At 44.4% G+C, this 25,031-nt stretch carries 26 protein-coding genes and 1 tRNA gene; 10 read left to right on the top strand and 17 right to left on the bottom strand.

Going from position 1 to position 25,031, the window contains the following annotated elements; translation table 11 throughout:
• Positions 1 to 24 precede the first annotated feature (24 nt).
• Positions 25 to 1,287 carry an MFS transporter gene (locus AC58QC_RS09535; RefSeq protein ID WP_497414933.1) on the bottom strand — a complete coding sequence of 421 codons (1,263 nt, stop codon included), beginning with the start codon at positions 1,285 to 1,287 and terminating at the stop codon, positions 25 to 27.
• A gap of 173 nt (positions 1,288 to 1,460) precedes the next feature.
• Between AC58QC_RS09535 and AC58QC_RS09530 the strand changes: the two genes are divergently transcribed.
• Both AC58QC_RS09530 and AC58QC_RS09525 read left to right on the top strand, forming a co-directional pair.
• The gene (locus AC58QC_RS09530) at positions 1,461 to 2,930 is read left to right on the top strand and encodes an aminotransferase class I/II-fold pyridoxal phosphate-dependent enzyme (protein WP_497414932.1); all 1,470 of its coding nucleotides are present in this window, start codon (positions 1,461 to 1,463) and stop codon (positions 2,928 to 2,930) included.
• A 179-nt stretch (positions 2,931 to 3,109) separates the two neighbouring features.
• Positions 3,110 to 3,529: a DUF1885 family protein gene (locus AC58QC_RS09525; RefSeq protein WP_497414931.1), complete on the top strand. Its 420-nt coding sequence runs from the start codon at positions 3,110 to 3,112 to the stop codon at positions 3,527 to 3,529.
• Between the two features lie 61 nt (positions 3,530 to 3,590).
• Here the strand turns inward: AC58QC_RS09525 and AC58QC_RS09520 are convergent, their stop codons facing one another.
• The 3 genes from AC58QC_RS09520 to AC58QC_RS09510 form a co-directional block, all read right to left on the bottom strand.
• Complete coding sequence (locus tag AC58QC_RS09520; RefSeq protein ID WP_056612546.1) at positions 3,591 to 3,905, bottom strand: DUF1292 domain-containing protein; 315 nt, start codon at positions 3,903 to 3,905, stop codon at positions 3,591 to 3,593.
• A 90-nt stretch (positions 3,906 to 3,995) separates the two neighbouring features.
• Positions 3,996 to 4,613: a stalk domain-containing protein gene (locus AC58QC_RS09515; RefSeq protein WP_497414930.1), complete on the bottom strand. Its 618-nt coding sequence runs from the start codon at positions 4,611 to 4,613 to the stop codon at positions 3,996 to 3,998.
• Positions 4,614 to 4,694: 81 nt separating this feature from the next.
• On the bottom strand, positions 4,695 to 5,591 hold the full coding sequence (locus AC58QC_RS09510; protein WP_497414929.1) for an alpha/beta hydrolase: 897 nt from the start codon (positions 5,589 to 5,591) through the stop codon (positions 4,695 to 4,697).
• 135 nt (positions 5,592 to 5,726) lie between these two features.
• On the opposite strand from AC58QC_RS09510, the gene AC58QC_RS09505 reads away from it, so the two are divergent.
• Complete coding sequence (locus tag AC58QC_RS09505; RefSeq protein WP_497414928.1) at positions 5,727 to 6,479, top strand: MBL fold metallo-hydrolase; 753 nt, start codon at positions 5,727 to 5,729, stop codon at positions 6,477 to 6,479.
• A 167-nt stretch (positions 6,480 to 6,646) separates the two neighbouring features.
• Complete coding sequence (locus AC58QC_RS09500) at positions 6,647 to 8,260, top strand: sensor histidine kinase (protein ID WP_497414927.1); 1,614 nt, start codon at positions 6,647 to 6,649, stop codon at positions 8,258 to 8,260.
• Here the strand turns inward: AC58QC_RS09500 and AC58QC_RS09495 are convergent.
• Positions 8,257 to 8,694, bottom strand: coding sequence for a GNAT family N-acetyltransferase (locus tag AC58QC_RS09495; protein ID WP_497414926.1), 438 nt, complete (start codon positions 8,692 to 8,694; stop codon positions 8,257 to 8,259). The genes AC58QC_RS09500 and AC58QC_RS09495 overlap by 4 nt on opposite strands.
• An 80-nt stretch (positions 8,695 to 8,774) precedes the next feature.
• A complete protein-coding gene (locus AC58QC_RS09490; RefSeq protein WP_497414925.1) occupies positions 8,775 to 9,233 on the bottom strand; it encodes a divergent PAP2 family protein in 459 nt (152 codons plus the stop codon).
• Between the two features lie 98 nt (positions 9,234 to 9,331).
• On the opposite strand from AC58QC_RS09490, the gene AC58QC_RS09485 reads away from it, so the two are divergent.
• On the top strand, positions 9,332 to 9,757 hold the full coding sequence (locus AC58QC_RS09485; RefSeq protein WP_497414924.1) for a CBS domain-containing protein: 426 nt from the start codon (positions 9,332 to 9,334) through the stop codon (positions 9,755 to 9,757).
• A gap of 77 nt (positions 9,758 to 9,834) precedes the next feature.
• Here the strand turns inward: AC58QC_RS09485 and AC58QC_RS09480 are convergent, their stop codons facing one another.
• The 3 genes from AC58QC_RS09480 to AC58QC_RS09470 all read right to left on the bottom strand — a co-directional run bounded on the left by AC58QC_RS09480 (position 9,835) and on the right by AC58QC_RS09470 (position 11,412).
• Positions 9,835 to 10,335: a hypothetical protein gene (locus AC58QC_RS09480; RefSeq protein ID WP_497414923.1), complete on the bottom strand. Its 501-nt coding sequence runs from the start codon at positions 10,333 to 10,335 to the stop codon at positions 9,835 to 9,837.
• 22 nt (positions 10,336 to 10,357) lie between these two features.
• Entirely contained in the window at positions 10,358 to 10,909 is a 552-nt protein-coding gene (locus tag AC58QC_RS09475; RefSeq protein ID WP_497414922.1) for a superoxide dismutase family protein, read from the bottom strand.
• A 176-nt stretch (positions 10,910 to 11,085) separates the two neighbouring features.
• On the bottom strand, positions 11,086 to 11,412 hold the full coding sequence (locus AC58QC_RS09470) for a hypothetical protein (protein ID WP_497263994.1): 327 nt from the start codon (positions 11,410 to 11,412) through the stop codon (positions 11,086 to 11,088).
• Positions 11,413 to 11,700: 288 nt separating this feature from the next.
• On the opposite strand from AC58QC_RS09470, the gene AC58QC_RS09465 reads away from it, so the two are divergent.
• Together AC58QC_RS09465 and AC58QC_RS09460 are read left to right on the top strand one after the other, a co-directional pair.
• Positions 11,701 to 11,862, top strand: coding sequence for a hypothetical protein (locus tag AC58QC_RS09465; protein ID WP_497414921.1), 162 nt, complete (start codon positions 11,701 to 11,703; stop codon positions 11,860 to 11,862).
• Positions 11,863 to 12,012: 150 nt separating this feature from the next.
• Positions 12,013 to 12,222, top strand: coding sequence for an alpha/beta-type small acid-soluble spore protein (locus tag AC58QC_RS09460; protein WP_497341348.1), 210 nt, complete (start codon positions 12,013 to 12,015; stop codon positions 12,220 to 12,222).
• A gap of 537 nt (positions 12,223 to 12,759) precedes the next feature.
• On the opposite strand, the gene AC58QC_RS09455 is transcribed toward AC58QC_RS09460, so the two are convergent.
• Positions 12,760 to 12,954 carry a hypothetical protein gene (locus AC58QC_RS09455; protein ID WP_028558119.1) on the bottom strand — a complete coding sequence of 65 codons (195 nt, stop codon included), beginning with the start codon at positions 12,952 to 12,954 and terminating at the stop codon, positions 12,760 to 12,762.
• Between the two features lie 360 nt (positions 12,955 to 13,314).
• Here AC58QC_RS09455 and AC58QC_RS09450 point away from each other — a divergent pair.
• Both AC58QC_RS09450 and AC58QC_RS09445 read left to right on the top strand, forming a co-directional pair.
• A tRNA-Val gene (locus AC58QC_RS09450) sits at positions 13,315 to 13,387 on the top strand.
• Between the two features lie 374 nt (positions 13,388 to 13,761).
• Entirely contained in the window at positions 13,762 to 15,156 is a 1,395-nt protein-coding gene (locus AC58QC_RS09445) for an endo-alpha-N-acetylgalactosaminidase family protein (RefSeq protein WP_497414920.1), read from the top strand.
• Positions 15,157 to 15,743: 587 nt separating this feature from the next.
• Here AC58QC_RS09445 and AC58QC_RS09440 read toward each other — a convergent pair.
• The 7 genes from AC58QC_RS09440 to AC58QC_RS09410 form a co-directional block, all read right to left on the bottom strand.
• Entirely contained in the window at positions 15,744 to 16,547 is an 804-nt protein-coding gene (locus AC58QC_RS09440) for a tyrosine-type recombinase/integrase (protein ID WP_497415166.1), read from the bottom strand.
• A gap of 85 nt (positions 16,548 to 16,632) precedes the next feature.
• A complete protein-coding gene (locus tag AC58QC_RS09435) occupies positions 16,633 to 16,863 on the bottom strand; it encodes an Arm DNA-binding domain-containing protein (protein ID WP_497414919.1) in 231 nt (76 codons plus the stop codon).
• 497 nt (positions 16,864 to 17,360) lie between these two features.
• Positions 17,361 to 17,501 carry a hypothetical protein gene (locus AC58QC_RS09430; RefSeq protein WP_497414918.1) on the bottom strand — a complete coding sequence of 47 codons (141 nt, stop codon included), beginning with the start codon at positions 17,499 to 17,501 and terminating at the stop codon, positions 17,361 to 17,363.
• Positions 17,502 to 17,842: 341 nt separating this feature from the next.
• The gene (locus AC58QC_RS09425) at positions 17,843 to 19,066 is read right to left on the bottom strand and encodes a Ger(x)C family spore germination protein (protein WP_497414917.1); all 1,224 of its coding nucleotides are present in this window, start codon (positions 19,064 to 19,066) and stop codon (positions 17,843 to 17,845) included.
• Positions 19,067 to 19,078: 12 nt separating this feature from the next.
• Positions 19,079 to 20,713: a spore germination protein gene (locus AC58QC_RS09420; protein ID WP_497414916.1), complete on the bottom strand. Its 1,635-nt coding sequence runs from the start codon at positions 20,711 to 20,713 to the stop codon at positions 19,079 to 19,081.
• A 24-nt stretch (positions 20,714 to 20,737) separates the two neighbouring features.
• Positions 20,738 to 21,835: a GerAB/ArcD/ProY family transporter gene (locus tag AC58QC_RS09415; protein WP_497414915.1), complete on the bottom strand. Its 1,098-nt coding sequence runs from the start codon at positions 21,833 to 21,835 to the stop codon at positions 20,738 to 20,740.
• A gap of 1,006 nt (positions 21,836 to 22,841) precedes the next feature.
• Positions 22,842 to 23,675, bottom strand: coding sequence for an alpha/beta hydrolase family protein (locus tag AC58QC_RS09410; RefSeq protein ID WP_497414914.1), 834 nt, complete (start codon positions 23,673 to 23,675; stop codon positions 22,842 to 22,844).
• 185 nt (positions 23,676 to 23,860) lie between these two features.
• Here AC58QC_RS09410 and AC58QC_RS09405 point away from each other — a divergent pair, with 185 nt between their 5' ends.
• On the top strand, positions 23,861 to 25,000 hold the full coding sequence (locus AC58QC_RS09405) for a hypothetical protein (RefSeq protein ID WP_497414913.1): 1,140 nt from the start codon (positions 23,861 to 23,863) through the stop codon (positions 24,998 to 25,000).
• Positions 25,001 to 25,031 lie beyond the last annotated feature (31 nt).

The raw sequence follows: 25,031 nt of genomic DNA, 5'->3' as shown, positions 1-25,031 counted from the left end.
AGCCTCCAAACCAATTCTTTTCCCTTATCGTACCATACCTTTTTTGGGGATGGAAATGAACATTTGAAGAACAAGCAGCCCGATAAGTACAAATCCACTTGTCAAGAATGGCGCGTGATACCCATAGACGTCCCAGAGCTTCCCAGAAACAATAGGGCCTATGATCATCCCGAGCCCTTCGATCGTGAGGAAAAACCCCCAGACTGCTCCTCTTTTCTCAGGTGGAATTGCGGAAGCAATCAGTGCATTCCAAGATGGAATGATGAAAGCATAGCCCACACCCAGTACAGCAACCAAGACGTACAGCACGCTCATCGATTTCACGTAAGTGAAAAGCAGGAGTGCCGTCGCACTTAGCGTAAACCCGATTAGTAAAAAAGGCCGAATCCCCAATCGATCAACCATTTTGCCCATTGGTATTAGAAAAATGACGGTTACCGCACCTCCAGCAATCAAAAACATACTGTATTGAAAAGAAGAAAGCTGCAGAACTTCTTTGGCGTACAGCGTTAGTATTGGTGTTAGAATCCCTAGAGCGAACGTCTGAGCAAACATGGCGGGAAACATCAGCGGGCTAACTGACATGGATTTTCGAACCTCGCTTAAATAGGAAGACACGTTATGCATCCAGCTATGCCCTTTTTCTTGCAGCGATTTTGTAACGACCTTCTCCTCAACTCGACCATTCAGTGTGCTTACTGTTTGCTTTTGCGGGAGCATGAGAGCGACAAGGACGACCAGCGTCATACAGCCAATTAGCAGCTTAAATGCAAAGGCATAGTTATTTTCTCCGACGAAAAAATTAATCGCCACGGGACCTAACCCTACACCCGACAGCCACGCCATATAAACCACGCTCATGATCGTTGCTTTACCTTCATCTCCTGCAACCTCCGTTGTTCCCGTAATCACACAGGGCCATAAAGGTGCCGTCCCGAACCCAAGCAGCGCACAGCCGATAATCATCCATATATATTGGGTTGTGATTGCCATCAGGATAACCGATAGGAAAGTCAACAAAACTCCTGTTAACATCGTAAACCGGTATCCAAGGCGATCAATGATCCAACCAACGGGCGTACGTAATACATTATCACCAATATACTGGGCGGCAAGCGTCCATCCAATAATAAAAGCAGAAGCACCGAGTGACGTTTTCATATAGACTGGTAATATCGTTAAAAGCAATGCGCCCTTTACAAATTCGACAACAAACATAATAATTAACAGTTCCATCACAAATGGGGAAAACAACCGATTTTTCCGCCATTTTTGCAACCAAATCATCCGATTTCTCCTTTAATTTGCCTATTTATACATCTTGCTGTTAGTTTGACCCCTTTTTGTGCAAACTATTTTGAAAAAATTAACTTGCATCAAATCTCTAGTTTGATATACTCATTTTGTTTGTTGCGTTCTTGAGGACAAGCAATCCACGATAGAAGGGAAGCGATAATCAGGTGGATCATACCCGTACACCCCTGTTCTCTGCATTGCTTGCGCATGCGGAAAGAAATCCTATTCAGTTTCACATTCCTGGCCATAAAAAAGGAGTCGGCATGGACCCGGAGTTTCGTGCTTTCATAGGCGACAACGCCTTGTCCATCGACCTCATCAATATAGCACCGCTAGATGATCTCCACCAACCGATGGGCGTCATTGAAGAAGCTCAGAAGCTGGCTGCGCATGCGTTTGGCGCGGATCACACGTTCTTCTCCGTTCAAGGCACGAGTGGCGCGATCATGACCATGATTATGACCGTTTGTTCGGAAGGCGATAAAATTATCGTGCCGCGGAATGTCCATAAATCCGTACTAGCCGCGATCATTTTCGTTGGAGCTAAGCCCGTCTTTATTCAACCTGCTCGCGATAAAAATCTAGGAATTGATCACGGCATTCCGACCCGCTCCGTACGTCGTGCACTCGAGAAGCATCCGGATGCGAAAGCCGTGCTTGTCATCAATCCAACTTATTATGGCGTATGTACGAACCTCAAAGAGATTGTTGATCTTGTACACAGCTATAACATGCCAGTTCTTGTTGATGAAGCTCATGGTGTACTTATTCATTTCCACGACAAGCTGCCGATGTCCGCAATGGAAGCTGGAGCTGATATGGCTGCTACGAGTGTACATAAGCTTGGCGGCTCCATGACACAAAGTTCGGTACTCAATGTCAAAGGAAATCGCGTGAATCCGAAACGAATTCAAACGATTATCTCGATGTTAACGACGACGTCAACGTCGTATATTTTGCTCGCTTCATTAGACACGTCTCGTCGGCACCTGGCTCTCAATGGGCGCGAAATGGCAGAGCGCACCATTGAGCTTGCTCACTATGCGAGAAAGCAAATCAACGAAATTCCTAACCTCTATTGCTTTGGCGAAGAGATTCTTGGTGAGGAAGCCACGTACGCCTACGATCCTACCAAAATCTGTGTCCACGTTCGAAAGCTTGGTGTCACGGGCTTTGAAGTAGAGAACTGGCTGCGCGAGCACTACAATATCGAGGTTGAGATGAGTGACATGTACAACATCCTCTGTCTCTTCACACCAGGGGATACACAAGAGAATGTCGACATTCTCTTAACGGCTTTGCGTGAGCTATCCCACATCAATGATGATGTAGTTGAGGTCAAAGAAGTTGTGATCAAGGTGCCAGCGATCCCTCAATTGACGTTAACACCGCGAGATGCTTTCTATGGTGAAACCGAAATTCTGCCATTCAAAGATTCGGCTGATCGTATCATCGCTGAGTTCATTTATGTATACCCGCCTGGTATTCCGATATTGCTGCCTGGAGAAGTCATTACGCAAGAGTTGATCGACTATATTGTTGAGCATGTGGAAGTCGGCTTGCCGGTCAAAGGGCCTGAGGATCGCAGTGTGCAACAGGTGAAAGTTATCGTGGAAACGCAAGCCATCTTCTAAAAATGTAAGATATTATATGTTTCACTTGATTTTTCGGCTTAATTTCAAGATAAACGCACTCGTCCTGTACAGGACGGTGCAACCGTTTATTGTGTCTCTCTATCACGAGGGATATATTGTAAAACCGTTTACATGATGCTATGATATGGGTGATGTTTTGCGAATGAGGTGATCAAGGAATGGCTCAAAGCGCTTATATTAAATTCGTAACAGGATCCGCTGTCGCTGCACTTACCTTGGAAGAAATAAAGGACAAGCTGCTGCATTATCGGGATCAACTCAGCCAGACAGCCAAACAGCTCGGTTGGGAGTATGACGAAGCCGGATTCCCTTATACGATTGAGACGAAACCGGAAGGCGAAGGCAAATGGTTTTATCTGAAAGGCATCAATCCCTTATATCATACGATTGTGGTTGGGGTCGGTTCTGAACAAAACCAGGAGCAAGAGCGCCAGTTCGTGCAATTCGTATTACCTGACAATGCCACACATGGTGATAAGAGCAAGGGTAATGAATTCTGCAAATATCTGGGTAAACTTCTGAAAGCTGAACTTCATCTTTTTAACGGTAGAATCATGTATTTCAATCCTAGAAAATGAGTAACTACAAACAGAAACCCCCTAACAGATCACTCTGCTAGGGGGTTCTTATGTATAGCTCTTATTCTTCGCCTTCTTGAGCCACGATTTCATTGTAAATCGTTACTACACGTTCCCACTCTTCTTCATCTTCAATGTTGACGAGGAAAGCATCTTCGTCCTCTTCTTCAACACGGAAAATCACGCCATCTGCTTCAGGATCATTACGATCGAGTAAAACAGCATACGCTTGCTCCTGAGATTGGAAGGTATATACCATGACCATTTCATGTTCTACACCGTTCTCGTCCGTTACGATAAAAACATCTTCCCCTTGCTCGTCGTGATCGTGGTCACAGTCCGGGCCGTGCACATGATCATGCTTCTCATCGCTCACAGGCAGAACCTCATTTCATTAAATAATAAGTTACTTAAATATCCTAACATTTTCATATTAAGAGGTCAAACCAGTTATGAGTGACCTCGCTTACTCGGATTGAATTTGCTTTTCCGAAACGACGGAATAATCACTGCTTCCGCTTTGCTGCATAGCAAATTTAACAACATACGTGCCCGCTTCATCAAATGAAACGCCATATAACGGAACCTTCAACCAAAACGACTCTTTGGAGTCCGAAATTGATTTCTCAACAGGAGTAATCACATTCCTGCCACTAGGAGAAACAATGGATACGCGAACGGAATTAATGCTCGTTTTCAAATTATCAACCTGTGCGAAAACGATAAAGTCCGCTTGTTTACCGCGTTCAACAACGCCGAAAGGGACAATAGCCGAATCTTTACGAACTTCTGTTGTAAAGAACATATGTACATTCGGTTTGAACAAGTAAGCCGTTTTACTTGAATCCTCCCACTTTAACAATGCTTGTAAAGCATCGCTCATTGCGCGTAATGGCAGCACCGTCTTGCCATCCACAATAAGAGGTGGAACTTCAGAATCTGCAAATTCCTGCGTTTGATTGTTTACGACTAATCTAGCGATATTGTATCCTTTATATTCCCCCCATATCGATGAGGCTACCACTGCAGCTGTACTCAAAACAAAGAACACAACCATCAACGTAAAAATGCGCTGAACTTTCATCTCATTTTAACCTCCAACCTCGTTAGTCATCTGTCTGTCTGCATCTTTATACTCCGAAGGTTATGAAGAGTTGCGATGAATTTATAATTTTGCAATAAAATTCAAAACACGCCCAATATACGCTTCTGATTCCAGTTGAAAGGAGCCTACGTGCCCCGCTTTTTCTGTGATCCAGAGCTCAAACTCAGCAGGATGTCGAGTGTACATCTCAACACTATTCGCAAAAGGAATAGCCGGATCGTCCTTGCTATGTATGAACAATATTGGCCTTGGTGCAATACGATCGACGGCAGCTAAGGCATCAACCGCATGTGGGTTTACTCCGATTAGTTTAGGAAGAATAAATAGAATCAGCGGTGTAAATGGATAACGCGGCAGCTTCGACCATACAGGCAGATTCTCCTTCAGATAAGGACTCAATTGACTAAAAGCGCTGTCTGTGATAACACCTGATACGGCTTTCTCGTCCGCTGCAGCCATTATGGACGAGGTACCTCCCATAGAAAAACCGAGTAAAGTGATTTTTGTTGGCTGGCTGGCGTGCGTTTTCACCCAATCGATGGCTCCGAGGATATCTTCCTTTTCTAGCAAGCCTATCGTTGTTGTATTCCCTTCAGAAAGTCCTGAATTTCGAAAATCAAACATGAGAACATGATGGCCAGCACGTACGAGCGCTTGAGCTAACGACAAAGCGGGTAGCCCCTTCTCTAGTCGTGTTCCTGCATAGCCATGAGACATGATGACCGTCATGGGATTAGGAGCAGATGGCGCATTGGGAGACTCCAAGTACCAGCCATCTAACATATCACCTGTTCGACTTGGAAATTTGACATCAATTCGATTCAATCCATAATTTTCGGGAGCATCATCCACCAGCTTCCGCGTTGGATGTGTTAACTGCCAACCAACGTAAGTTGAAAGTCCAACTAAACAAAGCAGGATGAGTACTAAAATAAGGAAAATAAGAGTCCAATTCATTATGAAATCAACACCTTCTATTCGAATACTTTAACCTAACGGTTTCTCAAATCCACATATATAGGTTGAAACTCAGCAACTTCCCATGTTACATTAGAAAAAGATGGATTTTTGTCGAAAAATGGAGGCGGCTGAATGAGTTTGCAAATTCAAATGTTGGGAACCGGCAGTGCCTTTTCCAAAAAGTACTACAATACCAGTGCATTAATCCGATCAATGAATTCCAATATTCTCATAGATTGTGGAGCAACTACACCTAAATCACTTTACGAAATTGGTCTAGAGCTAGACCAATTAGACGGAATTCTTATTTCACATATTCACGCCGATCATATTGGCGGCCTTGAAGAAGTGGCCTTTCGTTTATTCTATCAATATAACCGTAAACGGGTGAAGCTTTACTTAACTGAGGCTTTAGCAGATATACTTTGGGAGAATTCCCTCAAAGGCGGTCTCTATAATCCGGATGAAAGCTTCAACCAACTCCAAGATTATTTCGAACTTGTTTTTCTGCAAGAGAACGTCCCCTTTGAAATCTCGCCTGAGCTAACCATTGAAATCATACCTACGCTTCATATTGCCCAGAAGCTTAATTATTCGATCTTTATCAATCATCGGACTTTCTATAGCGCGGATATGAAATTTAATAAGGATTTGCTTATCAAAGAGGTCATACACACTAGAAATTGTCACACCATTTTTCACGATTGTCAATTAAGGGGAGCAGGAATTGTTCACACAACGTTAGACGAACTTCTTACCCTCCCAGAAGACATACAGAAACTCGTCTATCTAATGCATTATGACGATCACATGCCAGAATTCATCGGCCAAACGGGTCACATGACCTTTATTCATAAACATGAGATCATCAACATCGTCGATTAATCACCACTTTCATCCTATACCCTGAGAATATGTGCTCTCAGGGCTTTTTCGATAAATCCCCCTTTCTTTCTCATTTTTTTTCGAAAATAGCAGGGATTTTATGACAAGTATAGAATTTGTCACAAGAGTGTGTGAACGGTGGAAATTTCCAATCGGGAGATGATACGGTGATTATCAATGGGGTTTATTATGCTTATGTCATTCTATACGGCCTATATTCTATCTATCTGCATTCAGTACTGAACATCCCCTTGTTTATTCTAGCTGTTGTTCTCTATATCTTGTCTGTTCGTTTTCGATCTTCCCATCCTAACATGTCATGGATTCAAATGCTTATCATCGGGTCAATTCATGTGATTGGTCAATCTGATCTCATTTATCCCTTATATTTATTAACGCTGTCACGTCATATCTACAAAGAAGAAAGCCAATCGAAAGCATGGTTTCTCTCTGTAGGTTTTACAATTATTTATTTAACAACCGTTAATTTCATTACGCATACTGCAACTAGAGAATCCATGTTTGGACTTACTAGTATCATAGACTTCTCAGCGATAACTTTACTAACAAGAATCGTTTTTTTACGAAGTGGAAAAATGGATCGTATACGAAATGAGAGCCAATTAATAACGCAAAAAGACTCCTTAACCGGTCTTTATAACTATGAAGAGTGCCACAGGAGACTTGAACAGCAAATTAAACATCATCAACCACTCGTGCTGTTTCTTATCGATTGTACAGATTTGAAAGCAATGAATACCTCTGGAGGCTTTCAAGCAGGCAATTTTGTGCTCAAACAAATGGCTGATCTCCTGCAAATATTATATAAAGATGCACTCTTTATTGCACGATATGGCGGAGATGAGTTCGCAGTCGTCATGCCGCTCCAAAAGGATTTTCTCACTACAGCTTCCTTTCAACAGAAGTTGGATTCAGAGCTTCCTAAGCTTACGGGCATTCAAAATACGTATGGGATTGCCATCTTTCCGCAGGATGCCTTAACGAAAGATGATCTTATTTTGCATGCTGAGCATAATCTATTTATGAAGAAACGTGAATCTTGGTTAAAACGTGAAGAACAAATGCAACGGTCGGAAAAACTGCGTGTCGTCGGAGAACTTGCTTCCGGTATGGCTCACGAGATTCGGAACCCCCTGACTACAGTCAAAGGTTTTTTGCAATTATCAAAAGCAAGCGATTACAATATTGAAAATTGGTACGGATTAATCATGGATGAGATCGATCGGATGAGTGATTTGACAGGTGAGTTCCTGCAATTTTCCAAGCCGCACCAAACCGTCTTTCAAACCCATTCGTTGAATGAATGTGTCCTCAAGGTTATTTCACTCATTGAATCCGAAGCCACCAGTTCTGGACATGAAATACATTTTCAAGAAGCGACCTATTCTGTTCTCATGCTAATGGATCAAGATAAAATGTTACAGCTATTACTAAACATGATGAAGAATGCTTGTGAAGCCATGGAAGCAAATGGCTCAATCCACATGAAATTAAGCCGCGATCATAAGAACGCGACTTTAATTATTGCGGATAATGGTCCTGGAATTCCGAGTGATCAGCTAGAGAAAATTTTCCATCCCTTCTTCACTACCAAAGAAACGGGTACTGGACTTGGATTATCCATTTGCTATAAAATCGTACAGGATCATCATGGCACATTGGAAGTGGAAAGCGAACTGGGGATTGGCACACGATTTATTCTTACCTTTCCACTTGCCGTTAGCATGTCTTCTGGAAATGAAAGTGCAGCTGTAAGTTAAAGTGTTTTCTTCATTCTAACATGTAGTATGCCAGCATCATAAAAAGGCTCTTCGGAAATCACTTTGTAACCCAACTGGCTATAGAAACCTTCTGCTTGGCATTGCGCATCAAGAATCGCGTATTTGCAACCTAGCTCGAGAGCCTGCTGTTCCATATCAAGTATGAGTTGTTTCCCAAGCGATCGGCCTCTATAGTCCTTTAAGACGGCAACACGCTGTAATTTGGCTGTTGCTTCTTGATATTCGTACCATCTGGAAGTGGCTATTGGAACTTCTCCATCTTGAATGAGAAAATGATGACAGGCTTCCGGCGACTCATCCTTCTCATCCATCTCGAGGTGAGCGGGTACTTGTTGTTCATCAACAAATACATTAAAACGAACAGCAAAACAAGCTTTCAGTTGATCCATTGTAGTAACACGAATTGTTTCCATATGGGCTTCTTCCTCTCTCTAAGATCGTTTCTTGATCTTATCCCATTCCGGAAATGTTGTCCATATGCGAACAATCGCTTTTATTTTTTTTCCAATAAATAGCTGCAAGCCCCAATGGCAAACCCAAACAGGGCACCAGCAGCTACCTCCCGCGGTAAATGACCTAATCGTTCCTTCAAGGCTTTGCGTCTTCTGGCATGATACAACCCGGGGTGCTGGCGAGCAATTCGTTCGACCTGCTCATCTAGATCATTCACTTCTACAGCAATCTCACCAGCCGATCTGCGGATGCCCATTGCATCGTACATGACAACTGCTCCGAATACGGAGCACACCGCAAAATCAATGGCAGAGAAGCCTCTTTTCAGCCCAATATATGTGGCCAATGCCGTGACACCTGATGAATGAGAGCTTGGCATTCCACCTGTTTGTACTAATTGTGACCAATCCCATTTTTTACTGAACACATACGTTAAAGGTAATTTGATGGCTTGAGCGGCACCAATACCGATCAGAGCCGTAGTCAATGCTCGATTCATTTCCGTTCACCTCACTACTAGCATCCATCACAGGTTTAGATTCTATGCGCAAAGTTTGTTATACTAGACACATTGATTCTTTGTAAGGAGTGTGACTGATGAATATCGCCTTTTTCCTTTTACCTAAATCCGAAGTCATTACCGCGACTCCACAAGCAACCCTTCGACAAACGTTGGAGCGTATGGAGTATCATCGATATACCGCTGTCCCGATTCTTTCCGATGAGGGTCATTATGTAGGAACCGTTACCGAAGGGGATTTACTTTGGTTTCTCAAAAATTCTGAGCATATCGGCTTTGAGAATGCCCACCGACATGTACTTGAAGAAGTTCCTCTGCGAGTTAAAAATAAACCCGTTCATATTCATGCAGACATGGTGGATCTGATTGATTTGGCTAAAGTACAAAACTTTGTACCTGTCGTCGATGATTCGGATAAATTCATCGGGATCGTTCGACGGAGTGAAATTATTGAGTATTGCGCGAAGCAAATGAACTTTAGAACCAAAGCTGTACAGCCCTAATTTATCGTTTATTAGTTATGAAAAAAAGGAAAAAGGCTGATATATTCAGCCTTTTTCCTTTTTTTCTAACCATATTATTATTGTAACTGGCCATTTGAGGATGCTTTGGAAGATACAAATTCACTTGCCCAGTCTACCATCCCATTCATTAGAGTAAGAATGAGATTAACCGCATCTTTCTCGGTTAGCGATCCATTGGATTGACTACTGACGTACTGTGATGTTTTTTGTTCCAGCTTAACAACTAAATCTTTAATTTTCAAAAGCTCATTGGCTAAATCAGTTACTTGCTGATTATTCGAGTCACCCTGGCTTGATTTCATATTTTGGCTTTGACCTTGGCTTTGATCTTTACTCTGATCTTGGCTTTGGTTTTGACTTTGAGAGGCACTTGTAGTTGCTGCTTCGTCTTGCGCGGTTACACTGTTATCAGTGGAAGCCTTTTGACCTTGGCTGTCTTGAGAGCTTTGAGCGCTTGAGATCAACATCTTTTTGACCTGCTCTAATTCGATCAATACCATATCATTTTGTTTTGTTAATTCATCCATTTGCAACTTGAGATCCTGTGTTTTGATCATGTTGTCGAAACCCTTCCTTCCCTTATTTCACAGCACCGCAAGCAATCCGCTTACCCGAGTTGCCGGATGGATCCGTTTTCAGATCATCTGCCTTCTCATGAATAACCAAACTAGAGCCTCCCGGTTTAAAAAGCGAGTTCGTTTGGTCCTTTTCTAACACGACCGCCTTCGTTACAGCGCTGAACTTCCCATTGCCTTGTGCATCCACAATGAGATTTGGAAGATCTCCCGCATGCGCCCCTTTGGGATTCAAGAAGCCATGTTCCTTTTTATGAGGATTCAAATGCGCTCCAGCCGAATCAAACGTTGGTGCTTCGCATATAGCTTTCTCATGAATGTGCAAGCCATGTACACCAGGAGGTAGCCCGCTAACTTGTACATCCAGCTGTACACCCTCCTTCACGGCCGTTAATTGCGCTGACCCTACCGATTGGTTATTTGCTCCGATAAGTGCAACACTGATTGTTTCTGGAGGCGGAGTTGCCTCTGATACCAAGGTGCTTCTAGCTGCTTGACAACCTGTCAACATAAAGAGACCCAAGCTGGCCGTCACCATAAATTGAACTGATTTCATTGTGTACAATCCTCCTGTAAAACCACACATTGGTATATTCTACCCTTAGGATGCACAACTGCCTCTCACGGTAACCATATTTCAACTAACAAATTTTCTAATTCTTCCGTTGGCACAACAAAAAACCTGCCATCTTTCGATCGCAGGCCCTTCTTATTTGTGTCTCTTGGATATGATTATAAAATGGTCATGAGCTTGGCAATGATTTGAAGATTTTCTAATTTCCTTTTATAGAAGTGGAACTCAACCTTCGTATGTTCAACTGCATCTTCCATTTGTAAAACCTGCTTCTGTAAGTCTTTCGTGTACGGCCATAATTCTGCTTGTCGTTGAAGCTCATTTTTCCCGGTAACGAGACCTTCACCAATCACTTCATACTCTTTGGATAGAAGCATATGCTTCGCCCAATTCAATTCAGATACGGCATCGACATAAATGGCTTCTGCTTGTTTTAATAATTCTGGTACAAGTTGTAGCTCTAAAATAACATCCGACCGGTTCATTCGGATTCCTCCTAAAGAGTTTTCATAGAAACTCAGCATAGTAAATCATGAAAAATTGGTACTTAGCCTCATTTATATTCATAGAAAAACAAAACATGCACAATCGCTGAAAGCCGCGAAAATAGCGGATTTTCTCTTCTTTTTCGACTTGTTCCGCAACAGCTTATCCCTAAAAAGTGACAGAACAATCAAGATTACATTAAATCTATTCAATAGGCTTCCAACCTACTTGTATAACCTAGTAGAACTGATACAATGTTACTATACGTATCAGAGGAGGTGACAAAAATGAGCCAAGAGGAAGAAGTAGTACAACAAAATGAGCAAGAAGAAATCTCTGCTGAATCCACTGAAGAAGTGGTAAGTCAAGAGGCTGAAGTAGAAATCGCTGAAGCGATTGAAGAAGCAGCTGCTGCAGAGGAAGAAAGCGAACAATCCGAAGAAGAATAATGAAACCGCTATCATAATAGTTAAAATATCCCCCTCAACTTAACCGTTGGGGGTTTATTGATTTTATAAAAATTTTTTTTGATTTCCGCGAATAAATATTCTGAACATTCAAATAATACTGGTGTACCAAAAAAAAGGAGATGATTTTGAATGGCTAGATCAAACACTTTGGTCGTACAACAAGCTAAAGCAGCACTGGATCAAATGAAGTATGAAGTCGCTCAGGAAATTGGTGTCCCTCTCTCCCCTTCTGGTTACAACGGTAATTTGGCAACACGTGATGCTGGCTCAATCGGTGGCAACATCACAAAAAGATTAGTGCAAATGGCTGAACAATCTCTCGGCGGCTACAAACGCTAATCCTTTGATGTAGGAGCAAGCTCAAAAAAGACTGAATCACTCGATCCTCCTTAGAGTGACCTTCAGTCTTTTTTCTATTTCCTTCGAATTCCTCCGATTTTCCTTCAATTTCCTCACCAGTTTTCCCAAATGTCTATAATTGATCTCCTAGTTTTAGTATGATTACCTTGCCCCTATACCCGGAAAAGGAGTGTTGAACCGATGACCATGCAATACGAAATCTTTCGTGACCCCTTCCGAATGTTAATTTTATTGGCCACCTTAGTAAGCGAGAAGCAAAACGAACCTGCCCTCCAATTTGACAACGTACCTTTTTTCGAAAATGATACCTTTCTTATTCAGCACGACAAGTTTGTGTACAAAAAAAACCTTACAGAAATCACCTGGTTTCAATTTTTAGGAAGAGACATTGCATGTAGTAAAGACCTGTCCCGCGAAGATTATAATAAAATGTTTGTTGATTGCCTCGCGTCCTTATATCACATTACATAAAAAACGAAGGAGCAGATCACTGAGATCTGCTCCTTCATTTTATTATTACTTCTTCTTTACTTCCTCAACAAAAACATCACTTGCATCACGTGTGCTTCCAAGCTCAAGAATCGTATATTTTTTCTCGCCGATCATGATCACATCTTCCACTTCAGGTAGAGGATCGCCCAGATACACAGTACCTAAATACACATTACTACTCTTCAACCGTAAATTCCAACGATGTTGTTGTTTCGTCATATCCTTTTTCCTCCCAAACTCTAATGATCTCAAGTTACCATAAATTCACGCAAGATGAAAGCTATACTAGGAAACATCGCATGGATATGGTACATTTGATTCACAATCATTACCAGAGAGGCTGACAACTTGCTATGACATCAACAGGCGTTACAGAAGAGGAGCTTTCCCTTTTACTTGCAAAAGACACAGATTCTCCAATTGAAGAAGCTTTACATACCCCCTTTATTCCGCGATCCAAAAAGAAGAGAAAGCCTTATTCTATCCTGCATAAGCTGATCTTTTTCTGGCAAAAGTGAGCCTGCCCATCAATTGACAATCTCTCGAATTCTTGGTATATTACTAAATGTATCCATAAACGACTTGTTAGCTCAGCTGGGAGAGCACTATCTTGACAGGGTAGGGGTCAGTGGTTCGAGCCCACTACAGGTCATACTAGAAAGTCCTTACATTGTAAGGGCTTTTTGTTTTTAAGGCAGTCATAAATACCTCGTAAAACTGAATTTATTCCCATTGGTCACATACTGGTCACCGATGACGCTTATTTAGCTAGAAAACACTGTTCTCGTTGAGGTAATAACTTGTCATCAGGACATGAAAGTGTGGATTGGATTAAACTAATGGGTAGCATAGTTGAATTAGAATTTAAGTATCTTGCATTTTTATGAAATCGTATAAAAGAGTCAAAATAGTATAGGTATTAAAGAAAATCGTGCATTTCTCAAAATTATGCTCTCGATTAAGCTTAGAAGAAATCGCTTCGTTTGGAATGCTTAGCGATTACAGAAGAACGAAGGAGGGGATTGGATGTCTCAGACAACAGCTTTCCAAGAAGCATGGCGCTCCATTTCAGGGGATTACTACGACTGGAGGCTGACGCTGCAGCCGGAAACTCTGTACAATTACGATTACAGCCAGATGCTGACGATGAAGTTGATGTTGGCTACGCCTGACGGAAAAGGCGGTTCGAACGTGCATTGCACATTCGAGCAGGCGCTTCGATATATCAAAGAGACGGACAGGATGACCAGAGGCATTCCGAAAATCATATACCTTATCGGATGGCAGTACAACGGTCATGATGACAAGTATCCTGCCTGGGACGAAGTGAATCCGCACTTAAAAAGACCGCAGGACGAAAGTGCTAGAGACAGTTATCTGTGGCTGGTAAAGGAAGCTCGACGTTACAACACGACGATAAGCGTTCATGTCAACATGACGGACGCTTACGATGACAGCCCGCTTTGGAAGCAGTACCTGGAGCGCGATCTGATCTCGCGCAACGAAGACGGCTCTTTGCTGCAAATCGGCTGCTGGAACGATAGATCAGCCTATCAAATTTGCTACAAGCACGAGTGGGAGAGCGGAACGACGGTGCAGCGCATCGAAAAGCTCATATCGCTGCTGAAGCTGGAAGATGCGCGAACGGTGCATTTGGATGCGTATTTCCCGAGGGCGAATACTTACAGCGGTATATCGCAAGACGAGGAGTCGTCATATATGCGCCGTACGATCCGCTATTTCCGTCAGCGCGGCATCGACGTGACGAGCGAAAACTTTGCCCTTTTGCGCACCGATCCGTTCATCGGCTTGCAGCCATGGTGCTGGTGGTTCGATCAAAATCAAGAGCAGCATTTTCTGGAACGTCCTGCCCGATTGATCAGCGGAGCTTCTTTACGTAATTACAGCATTCCTTTTCCACATATGAGCTCCGACTTGGAATTTCTGTTCGGTACGGGGGTGCAAGGAGAGGATATTTTTCCGCTTGAGAACTGGCACCAGCTATTCCTGGAGCAGTTCTGTCTGAACATGCTTCAATATCAATATTTGAATTCGTTGGATCGGTTGCGTTTGGAAAACAAGGGCGAAAACCGAATCATGCATTATTCCGGGGGACATGTAGTCTCTTTGGCGGATCGTTCGGTCACCTGCAACGGAAGAGTGCTGCGGGAACACAACGACGTGCTTTTCCCTGCGCTATGGCAAGCTAAACCGGAGTTGATCGCCTACAGTAAAGGGGGATATGCGAACAAACTGTGGACTCTTCCGCCGGATTGGAGCTATGTGGGCGAAGTCGATATTTACCGGATTACGCCCGATGGCTTAGCCGCGGAGCAGCTTGCTCAGAAGCTCGTCGAAGGGACGCTCGAGTTGTCTTTAGCACCGGGATCGGCTTTTTCGATTTTCCCGACAAGTAGGTGACAACGTATTGATTACGTGTAAAATGCCATTAAAACAACACGATCAACTGTTCGATAAGCCGATTGATCGCTGGAACCCTGCTCGATCCAGGCGCTATTAACAAACTTGGAACGATAGCTCAAAAACAAACTAATCTAAATTCTCTGGAGGAAAAAATGGGTTACATTTGTCCAGTTTGTGGTTTTGACGAATTAGAAAAGCAACCATATGATGAAAAGGGGAATGAATCATTCGAGATTTGCGTATGTTGCAGTTTTGAGTTTGGCGTTGATGATATGCTTTATACGTTTGAAACTTACCGAGTGGAATGATTATCTAATGGTGCGAAATGGATGTTCCATACTCGACGCAGTGATAACTGGAACGCAAATGAACAACTAAAGAATATTGACAGGTTCAAACCAATGTACATCCCATACCATCGGCCACCAAAGCCCTAAGCTAACGGAGAACGATAGTTCAACCAGGACGAGGCTAACATGCAGGATAGTTGAGCACAGAGGTTTCCTAAATGGTTCAAATATATCAATAGTAATACAAGCATAAAAGCACAAAAACCGCGGCAATTACATGCTGCGGTTTATCTTTTAGGTATTAAAAAGTAATTCACCAAATTTAGTCGCTGATTCTAACTGCATACTAGGGAGCAAATGACTGTAGGTATCCAGTGTAAGTCTTATATCCACGTGCCCTAGTCTGTCTGCAACAATTTTAGGGTTAACCCCCTGCATAAGTAAGAGCGTTGCATGGGTATGTCTAATATCATGAAACAGAATTTTTTTCAGATCAGCAGTTTTAATTAGACGATAAAAGGTACGCATTAAATTCCTTGGGATTACAGGCGTGCCTATTGAGATACATACTATAAGGTCATTGTCGGCGTATAAAGGACTGTTCTGCTTCTTCTCAATCTCGGTAATCCTTTTATGCTTTTCAAGGTACTTAAGCGTCTCTGAGGGCAAATGGATCTTTCTTGTGCCTGCCTTTGTTTTCGATCCGGCTTTAAGTGTTTTTCCATCGTGGCTTAGTGTTTGTTCGATGTAAAGCACTTTTTTGTCCATGTCTATGTCAGACCAACGCAGTCCTAATATCTCGCCCTGTCTCATGCCTGTAGTCAACGCAATTACGATTGCGATTTGGAGATCCTCTTCTTTAGTACACTTCAAGAATGTACGTATCTTGTCAGATTCCCAAATCGTAATAGCATTTTCGTTTGTGCTTGGAGGATCAACATATTTGGCGGGATTCCGGGATATCATCCCCCATTGTTCCGCCTTCTTAAGAGTCTCATTTACAAGCGAGTATATTTTTCGCATATATCCTCCTGAGAGCCCTTTACCCTGTAGATGATTTAGGAATTGTTGTACATCAAACGTGGTGAGTTTACTCAAGTGAATGTCGCCTAGTGAAGGAATTATGTGAGTGACGATCATAGTCTCATAAAAACTCAGCGTCTGCTTCTTTACTTTCAGCTTCTTACCCTCGACCCATTGAATCAATTAAATCCTTGTACAGCATTTTTGTTGGTTGGACAAATGTCCCATTCAATACTTCACTAAGCGCCTTTGTACGTGCTTCCACTGCCTCTTTCTTGGTGCTAAACCCCCGCTTCTTCTGCTGTTTTTGCTTACCGTTCTCATCGTAACCTACAGTGATCACATAGTACCATTTGTTTCCCGTCTTACCCACGCCAATTGCCTTGCTCATATTCGCCACACTACAAGATGAATTTTGTCTTCTGTCCCCATATACGCCTTCTTGTTAACTCAATTCAGATCGTTCAATTGGTAAATCCCGCCGCCGCGTTATCTACTCTGAGAAAAGCTTACTAATTAACTTCCTGAACTGGTCTCGCTTTTCAAGTCTCAAATGCAGTAATTCAATACGCAGGTCGATCTTAATCCTATGTATAGCCATCAGAACGTCCTCAACAGTGTGCGTAGTCAGCTCGACTACTCTTCCGCTGAACGCACATCTAGCTAGTCTGAATGCCCTGCTTGAATCAGTTCCTCTGCGGCTAGTTGTCCGAGACGTTTGTTGGAATGCTCCATTCAATGCCCTCCTTTGGTGTATGTTTTGCGAGCGCTTAAACATTAAAGCACGATCTTAGCAGCAACTTATCCAAAACATTTATCATTCGACAGCTTAAAGTGGTGATTTTATTAGGTTCTTCCTGCTTATTAGGACCCCACTCTGCGATTAATTCAGCATAAGCAGCCCTCGTATAAGTCAACTAGAGCGATGATCATCACCTCACGTACTTTGTCACCGACCTGCTCCGCTGGAATCTCATAAACCAGAAAACCTTCGATCCCATCGGAATTCCCCCCATTCATACGTTTCATGTTCGAGATGCACTTGAATTGGATCACCTTTCCTCAACATGCCTTTGACCATTTCTAATCCCTCCATTTGCACACAAAAAAAGCACCTGAAGACAACGGCCTATTACCGTTATCTCCGGATGCTTTCCGATGCGATTCGTATTAACATCATAATAACATACCGCCCATGAAGTTATGCACCTATTCGGCACCTGTTCGGCACCGAAAAAAGTCGTTTTGAATCACGGCGTTCTCATTGTAAAACTGACGCTTTCTCAAGTGATGCGGCTAAATTTCGACTAAGACTTGGCAAATTAGAGTCGGTATAATACGCTGGCATACAACCCCTCCATCTGAAATTATTAGTCCTTCTTGGACTGCAGCTTGAACGACTTCTCGGTTAGACCCACCCGCTTAATCGTAATCTCGGCTTTAGGCCGGATCTCGGTTTGCAGGAATTCCGTCTGCCATTTGGGCCCGAGCCGCTTCCATTCGGTCGGATACTTGCGATGAATGATATCGGCAAAACCTACGACATCCGTCTTCAGCTTCTTGACCGCCTCCCAGCTGTTCTTTATACTTTCCACGATCTCCTTCTCCAGCTGTTCCTCCAACATACGTATGGTATTAGGATCATAAAGGTCAACGGGGCAATTCGTCTCCAAAAGCTCCCCTTTACCTTTAACCTCGATCTCGATCATGAAATGTTCGCCCTTCTTATGCGGAGTGAGACGGGTTTTGGTCTGATTGATCTGAAATAAGGAGTCAATCTCGCGCGATCTCTCTTCGCATTTGAACGGAAGGACTGCCCGATTCACCTTATTGCGTATGAAGCTTACTCCTAATGCATCCTGTTGAGACACCCAGCCTGCCAGCTTATCTTGATTCAGTACCGCCAATCTCCCTAATTTAAGCTTAGAGCTAATCTTTGTCCTGCTCAGCTCGCCCGGATTCGTCACGCCAGGAGATCCGGAGATGACAATTTCCGGCAGCACCGCACTTTTGGCGGTCCCCAGCAATTCCAAAGCAAGATCGTACATCTTGACATTAGGAAGACTCGACAAAACTTTCGCTTCTTCGCTGATCATTTCCTCAATTCCGTCACCGGGTATAATCTGGATCTGCATGAGTTGATCCAAGATTTGGCGCGCTTCGCCATCCGTCATGAGTACGCTTACTGTCTCCCGGGAATCCGTATTGCGAAGGTAAACGTCGAGGAGCGTCGAAAGCCCTTGCTGCGCTGCCGCTGAGCTGATAATGATCGCCCGATTATGTGAAAAATAGGGACGCCGCGAATTTTCAAACGCGCTTCGCCATGTGGCTTCGCGAATCGTTCTTCCTTGCGTCGAATAGACGGTGACCGGCAGCTTCGAAGCCCCGCTCACGCTGATGGGGGAGATTGCCGAAGGAACGACCACTTGGTAGGAGACATTCCACCGGCCGTCTTTATAATCGATCGCCGTCGCGGCGATAAAAGCCAGTTGATTGAGTTCTCTACGGTCCCAGCAGCCCGTAAGCAGAAGACTTGAGACGGCCATGATCGAGACTAGCCGCGATACGAATAACAGACGTGTGCGAACGCCCACTTCATCTTCCCCCTAGCTATTTAACTCCGGCGTCGGATCCTGCTCGTGACCCGGTTTCGCCGGCGGTTCCGGCTTCTTTCCTCTGCCTTCTCTGGTCTGATTATTCGAAGACATCATGATGGGGCGTTTCTTCATCGCCCATCGCGGCATACGAACAAATACGTCCTTCCAATTCGAGCGCAGGAACGGCGAGAGCGGCGTAAGATAAGCGATTCCGAACGAGCGCAAACTTGCCAGATGAATGAGCATCACCATAACGCCGGCCATGATGCCGAACAGCCCGAGCGTACCGCCTAATAGCATCATGACGAACCGAATAAGTCTTGCGGCAGTCCCCATACTGATCGACGGGATGACGAAGTTCGTAATTGCCGTGAAAGAGACGACAATGACTATTCCCGCGGATACGATGCCCGCTTGAACTGCTGCCTGCCCCAATACAAGCGCACCGACAATCGAGATTGCAGGACCGATGGCCCGCGGCATCCGAACGCCGGCTTCCCGAAGCACCTCGAACGTAATTTCCATTAAGAAAGCTTCGACGAGCGCGGGGAATGGCACGCCTTCGCGCTGCGAAGCCAAACTGATTACAAGAGGTGTAGGCAGCATCTCCTGGTGGAATGTCGTGATGGCAATGTACAGCGCGGGTAGCAGAATAGCGACGAAAAAACCGCCATAACGGATGAATCTTAGGAAGGTTGAGATATCGTAACGCTGATAATAATCTTCGCTCGACTGGAAGAACTGGATGAATGTAACCGGCGCGAGCAGTACGAACGGCGATCCGTCCACGATAATCGCGACCTGCCCTTCAAGAAGACCCGCTGAAGCCGCATCCGGACGCTCCGTGCTCTGAACCGTAGGGAACGGCGTAAAAGCAGCGTCTTGAATAAATTCCTCTATATAACCGCTATCCAGTATACTGTCTGTATCAATTCGATCAAGCCGAGCTATTACTTCTGATACGATGCCGTCTTTCGCGACGCCTTTCAAATAGACGACGGTAATTTTCGTCTTCGTCTGATTGCCGATCTGTCGACTATCGATTCTTAGTTGCGGGGATTTAATTCGGCGGCGAATTAAAGACAGGTTAGTATGAATATCTTCCGTGAAGCCATCTTTGGGTCCGCGAATGACCGTCTGGGAGGACGGCTCCTCCACGGGCCGCTTCTCGCCTCCGGCCGAACTTGCAGACATCGCCGAATGACAGCCCTGCAGTAAAATCAGCGTATGACCTTCCAGAAGCTGCGCGAGCGCTTCGTCCAGCGTTCGCACTTCTTTTAGTTGTCCAACGGATAGAACCTTATACTTCAGCAGCTCCATTTGATCCGAAGGCGATCTTGCGTCCGGATTTTGTCCGATGATTCCCAGAATCGGCTGTACAATCATCTGATTGACAATCTGTTGGTCGACCAGATACTCAATGTAGATAAGTACTCCGTCCATTCCGGTTGCAGCGTCGAGAAACGTGCGCGCTACGATATCGGAACTGTCGCCGAGCTCGTTATAAAGCCACTTCACATTGGACGATAACTCCGCGGAGAGCGGCTGCTTTATTCCGGTTGAAGACGCTGCGGCTCCGGACTGTTTGTTCGAACCGTTACCGGCCTTGTTCGAATTCTTCTTTCGTCCCCACAATAGTCTCACCGCTGTATCCCCCCTAGCATATCGTTAGGAATTCTTTCTCTCTTTCACACGTAAATGGCTTCTAACCAGCATTATCAGCAACAGCAGAGCAGGTAAATATATTTGAAAGATTGGAAAATGGTATTTCAAGTTATACTCGAAGCCGACCCAAATGTGCTGCATGAAGCTACGGAACAAAAGCGAGCCGATCAACAAGACGACGCCGACACCGACGACAATGTAACGCTGATCTCCCTTGACCAGATGTCTGGCGATGAAACACGCGCCTAAGAAGTACGCCGTCAATTTCATAAAGACACCCGTGAAAAGCAAGGCGGCTACGAACGGATCCAGCCGTTCGACGAAAGAAGCGAACTGAATCTGGCTCACAAGCTGAATGAACGGAGCAACGCTTAGTTGCGAGATCGGACCTAAGCTGGCGGCAATAATTAGATTGGTCAGCGTAATGAAACATCCTGTGCCTATATAACAGCCTACCGTATTTAGAAATGTATGCTTCTTCGGATCGGCGAACTTCCAGAACATTAAGAACAATACCATTTCCCCGAATGGGAATGACAACACCTCGGGCAATGCAGCGTCTATCACCTTCATGACCCCATTGTCGAGAACAGGCTCTATCCGGTGCAGGTCGAATAATCTCGTTGCATAGATCGCGATGAAGAATGCAATGTAAGTCGCGCATACAAAGGGGAGGATGATTTGCGCAATTCTGCCGAACACTTCGATGCCATGCCATACCGCGTAACCCGCGACGAGCAGCAGGCAGCAAATCAATACCGGCAGCGGAGTTTTAGGAAGCAAATACATGTTCGTCAGATCCCCGAATTCCCTCAAGTTCCTAACCGATTGGTAGGAGAAATATATGAAATACGCAATACCAAACACATAGCCGATGTACTTACCGAAATAAGTGTTGATAATCTCCATGAGTTCCTTGCCGGGTTCTAGGCGGTGAATACATAACGTCAGCAAAAGCAGCAATAACCCGACCGCCATAGCGATGATTACCGCAATCCATGCATCCGCTCCGGCGTCCTTACCAAGCAGGAACAAGGGTGTACTGCCGATCTGAAACATGATGATAAGCGCTGCAAGCTGCGACTGGCTGATCCGCTCCATTGTTCACCTCCAATGGCAATGAATGACACTTGTTTATTATGGCTGCTTCGTCCGTTTTTATGTGTGATCTCATTCTGAGCCAAATTCAACACAACCGTGCGTTTTGTACTCGACTCGGGCTCCATAAAAAAAAGCCCCCTCACGGGTAGCTTAGAATGGTTAAAATCAACGTATTTCATTTTTGGTATCAAATTTACATCAAGGTTTTTATCTTAATCTTGAATCGAAATAATGTCCTTAGTTTGATATCTGTCTTAGCTGATCTTCACATGCCTGGTTTGAGGAGATCAGTCTTAAAAAATTGTCGGCGGCGGGAACAAACAACTCTGAAATGAAATACTGCCATAACAGTTTCTTTAATAGGAGTACAATAGCACATTAGAGCTATAAACTCACTATCTTGACAGGGTAGGGGTCAGTGGTTCGAGCCCACTACAGGTCATACTGCGAAAGCCTTGTAAATCAAGGCTTTTTTTGTTTTTAGAGATCAAATAATTACCACAAAATAATGGATTTTTCCCACCTGGTCATGTACTGGTCACCGACTTCTTTATTGAAGTCACAAATTGTAGATTATTAAGGCCGGTTTTTTGGAATTTTTTTATTTCTTCCATGACTTATGTCCAAGCAATCACTATGAACAGTGCGTATGATTATACCGTAAAGAAAATTCACTGAGGGGAATGAATAAATATGAGCGGAGTAGGTACTAGCGCAGCAGCTGTTTTGGTTCTTTTTATTCTTTTGGTAATCATCTTATCAGCAGCTTGTGTATTCTAATCGAATACTAATATCGAGAAAAACAAAAACGGTTCCTATCGCGAAATAAACGCGCGAGAACGGATCGTTTTTTCTCGTTGTTGGAAACTAAAAAACACCTTCTCGTAAAGCAACCTAACAAATAGGCTAGATGCTAATTTCAATTACTTTTTACTAGCTAAAAAAAGAAATACTCCCCACAAGTAGGTTCATCTCCTTCTCCTCGTGGGAAGTTTAACGGTTAACCCTATTTCAGCTTCAACATGTCAAGTATCGCTCGTTTCGTTTCAACAATTGCCTCTCGCAAAGGCTGTGTCTCGCCCTGAAAAGGATGAACACTGCCGAAGGTATGGTTCCCGTCTGGAATCCTCACCCATTGAATAGCTGAATTGGTAGCAACCAACTTCTCTGAGCCTCGAATGCCCCGTTCTCCATCATCTGTCCCTTGTATAAGTGTTATCGGAAAAGTAGCCTCACTGACTCGACTGATAATATCAAATCTCTCTTGATTTCGCTCCATGTCTTCTAGAATCTCTAGATCGAGCGGCATCATCTGCTTCGTTCGTCCATTCAAGGTGTAGGAGCGGCCCACGGCCCTCATCTCAGCTTTATTCTCAGGTGTGAGCAAATCCACATTGGCGATACCATTCCAGCTGATAACGCCGGCTATCTCCTCAGGATGATCTAACGCGTAAATCAAGCTCACACCAGCCCCTCTGCTATGCCCTAGCAATAAGATCGGTTTCACGCTTGTACCTTTCGTGTGAACATCAGCAATGACAGCCTGTAAGTCCTCCAGATCCCTTGAATAGGTAGCACGAGCGAACTTTTCAAGTTCCGTAAAATCCATTAAGTTTTCGCCAACACCATTATGGGAAAAATTCAACGCAACGACATCCACAACTTCCGCTAATTCACTAGCCACATGCGGAAACATCCCCCAGTTTTTGAAGCCTTTGTAACCGTGACATAGGAGCAATGTACCTTTACTTGGTTCGGTTTTGGCTTTGTGCATATCGCCTCGCACAACGAGCTGGTCAGAAATATGTAATTCAAAAGGGTTTCCCTTAAATTCTTCCATCTGAAATTCCTCCCTTTCGTTCCCATTTCGATCGTCCCTTCGTATACTTTTGTTATTTTATCACAATCTAACTGAAGCATGGAACACTGCACGATCCACATTCAGCTTTTATAAAATCATGCAAATTAGTAAACACTTAGCTATGGCAATTTACCTAGAAGAATAAGGAGGAAGCCCTCACTCACATGTTTTCAAACCGATCTCAGAACAAGCAGCGACAATTACTTATCACATTCCTTCTTGTCCTCTTTTGGAGTCAATGGATAGGTGCTAGTACTAAGGCCGAGAACATCATTCCATTACATCAGGAAGTATCCACGGATTCCGACACGATCCAATTGCTAGTTAAATCATCTCCTCGAGCTATCTATCAGACCGAGGCGACTTTCGTAGATAAAACGTTACATCGAGCGCTGGAGGCCGGCACAGCTGGAAATCCTTATTTAGAACCTCTCCTGCCGGACACCACACTCCGCTATTTCAAAAATGGTGAATCCGTACTGTTGGGTGTGACGCCAACTGCTGAGATTATCGATTTGGCTGGGAAGCAATTGATCCAGCTATCAAGCAAAGCGCAGGAGACGCTTCAGACACATGTTCAAGCTCTCCGCACTAAGCATTATGGCGAGCTACTCACCTGGGAGGAAGCAAGTCTAGTGCTTCCCAAATTTAGTTCCTTTACCGTCCTCGATGTAGAGAGCGGCCTTAGCTTCGAAGGACAGCGTCGCGCGGGCTCCCATCATGCGGATGTGCAGCCGCTCACCAAGACCGACTCCGCGACGCTCAAAAGCATTTATGGCGGCAAGTGGAGCTGGGACCGCCGAGCGGTCCTAGTGAAGCTCAATGGCCGCACACTCGCCGCCTCCATGCACGGCATGCCGCATGGCGGTGATGGTATACCCGGAAATGACTTCAACGGTCATTTCTGTATTCACTTCCTCGGGAGCGTTACACACGGCTCCCGCTCCATGGATCCGGCGCACCAGGTCATGGTGCACCGAGCGGCAGGCTTGCTGCTGGACTACGTCAGCAAGCTCTCTCCCTGGGCGCTGATCGACGTATGGATCAGCGCCGCACACCAAGGTGACCTGCAGCTGCTGCAGGTCACCACAGGGCAAGAACAGGCGATGCACGTGCGAAGTATGCGCCGCCTGTCCAAATTCAAGGAGCAGGACGTGTCCCAGCTCCTACAGCTCGATACAGCTGTCGACGTGTCGATGACAGCCGCTAGAGCTTCCGCGGTGTCGAGTCGCCGCGTGCTTTTCCATCTTGAACGAGCCTCTCTGCAGGATCGGTGGTACATACGCAGCGCGGATATCCAATAATGAAAGCCCGGCCACTTTGGATTCATCCAGA

The organism is Paenibacillus sp. J22P51, assembly GCF_059692215.1.
Note: the sequence above shows the minus strand (reverse complement) of the source record. Positions and strands in the feature narration are given on the sequence as shown.

What these genes read in the sequence shown, in the direction of transcription:
- AC58QC_RS09485 (WP_497414924.1), top strand. Translation starts at nt 9,332, where the DNA reads ATGAATATCGCCTTTTTCCTTTTACCTAAATCCGAAGTCATTACCGCG.
- AC58QC_RS09535 (WP_497414933.1), bottom strand. Translation starts at nt 1,287, where the DNA reads ATGATTTGGTTGCAAAAATGGCGGAAAAATCGGTTGTTTTCCCCATTT.
- AC58QC_RS09455 (WP_028558119.1), bottom strand. Translation starts at nt 12,954, where the DNA reads ATGACGAAACAACAACATCGTTGGAATTTACGGTTGAAGAGTAGTAAT.
- AC58QC_RS09475 (WP_497414922.1), bottom strand. Translation starts at nt 10,909, where the DNA reads ATGAAATCAGTTCAATTTATGGTGACGGCCAGCTTGGGTCTCTTTATG.
- AC58QC_RS09515 (WP_497414930.1), bottom strand. Translation starts at nt 4,613, where the DNA reads ATGAAAGTTCAGCGCATTTTTACGTTGATGGTTGTGTTCTTTGTTTTG.
- AC58QC_RS09525 (WP_497414931.1), top strand. Translation starts at nt 3,110, where the DNA reads ATGGCTCAAAGCGCTTATATTAAATTCGTAACAGGATCCGCTGTCGCT.
- AC58QC_RS09405 (WP_497414913.1), top strand. Translation starts at nt 23,861, where the DNA reads ATGTTTTCAAACCGATCTCAGAACAAGCAGCGACAATTACTTATCACA.
- AC58QC_RS09445 (WP_497414920.1), top strand. Translation starts at nt 13,762, where the DNA reads ATGTCTCAGACAACAGCTTTCCAAGAAGCATGGCGCTCCATTTCAGGG.
- AC58QC_RS09465 (WP_497414921.1), top strand. Translation starts at nt 11,701, where the DNA reads ATGAGCCAAGAGGAAGAAGTAGTACAACAAAATGAGCAAGAAGAAATC.
- AC58QC_RS09505 (WP_497414928.1), top strand. Translation starts at nt 5,727, where the DNA reads ATGAGTTTGCAAATTCAAATGTTGGGAACCGGCAGTGCCTTTTCCAAA.
- AC58QC_RS09410 (WP_497414914.1), bottom strand. Translation starts at nt 23,675, where the DNA reads ATGGAAGAATTTAAGGGAAACCCTTTTGAATTACATATTTCTGACCAG.
- AC58QC_RS09480 (WP_497414923.1), bottom strand. Translation starts at nt 10,335, where the DNA reads ATGATCAAAACACAGGATCTCAAGTTGCAAATGGATGAATTAACAAAA.
- AC58QC_RS09510 (WP_497414929.1), bottom strand. Translation starts at nt 5,591, where the DNA reads ATGAATTGGACTCTTATTTTCCTTATTTTAGTACTCATCCTGCTTTGT.
- AC58QC_RS09435 (WP_497414919.1), bottom strand. Translation starts at nt 16,863, where the DNA reads ATGAGCAAGGCAATTGGCGTGGGTAAGACGGGAAACAAATGGTACTAT.
- AC58QC_RS09430 (WP_497414918.1), bottom strand. Translation starts at nt 17,501, where the DNA reads ATGAAACGTATGAATGGGGGGAATTCCGATGGGATCGAAGGTTTTCTG.
- AC58QC_RS09490 (WP_497414925.1), bottom strand. Translation starts at nt 9,233, where the DNA reads ATGAATCGAGCATTGACTACGGCTCTGATCGGTATTGGTGCCGCTCAA.
- AC58QC_RS09460 (WP_497341348.1), top strand. Translation starts at nt 12,013, where the DNA reads ATGGCTAGATCAAACACTTTGGTCGTACAACAAGCTAAAGCAGCACTG.
- AC58QC_RS09495 (WP_497414926.1), bottom strand. Translation starts at nt 8,694, where the DNA reads ATGGAAACAATTCGTGTTACTACAATGGATCAACTGAAAGCTTGTTTT.
- AC58QC_RS09415 (WP_497414915.1), bottom strand. Translation starts at nt 21,835, where the DNA reads ATGGAGCGGATCAGCCAGTCGCAGCTTGCAGCGCTTATCATCATGTTT.
- AC58QC_RS09470 (WP_497263994.1), bottom strand. Translation starts at nt 11,412, where the DNA reads ATGAACCGGTCGGATGTTATTTTAGAGCTACAACTTGTACCAGAATTA.